The following is a 425-nucleotide window of genomic DNA, read 5'->3' as shown; positions in this document are numbered from 1 at the left end:
CGATCTCGGCGTCGGCAACTCCACCGTCGCCGCCACCCTGTTTGCGGCGCTGTTCGGGGGCGGGGGCGCCGACTGGGCCGGCCCGGGGTCAGGCGCCGATACGGCGATGCAGGCACGCAAGGCGGACGTGGTCGATGCGGCGCTGGCTTTTCATGGCGGCCATCTAGGCGACCCGCTCGAGGCGCTGCGCCGGGTCGGCGGCCGGGAATTCGCAGCGATCGCCGGCGCCATCCTTGCCGCGCGAATGCAGAAGATTCCGGTGCTGCTCGACGGATTGGCGGCGAGGGCAGCCGCAGCGGTACTGCATGGCGTCAATCCCGCCGCGCTCGACCATTGCCTGCTGGCCAGCCTGTCGCCAGAACCCGCGCATGCACACGCCGCCCAACGGCTCGGGCTGCGCCCGTTGCTTGATCTGGGCATCAGCC

1 protein-coding gene is annotated in these 425 nt (G+C 71.5%); it reads left to right on the top strand.

What is annotated here, in order from left to right; all coding sequences use genetic code 11:
* On the top strand, positions 1 to 425 hold a 425-nt coding region (locus EN914_RS38105; RefSeq protein ID WP_206527368.1), incomplete at both ends, for a nicotinate-nucleotide--dimethylbenzimidazole phosphoribosyltransferase.

The sequence above is a fragment of the Mesorhizobium sp. M7A.F.Ca.CA.001.08.2.1 genome, assembly GCF_003998455.1.
Taxonomy (GTDB): Bacteria; Pseudomonadota; Alphaproteobacteria; order Rhizobiales; family Rhizobiaceae; genus Mesorhizobium; species Mesorhizobium ciceri.
The sequence above is the reverse complement of the archived record's forward strand: the minus strand, read 5'-3'. Positions and strand labels throughout refer to the sequence as shown.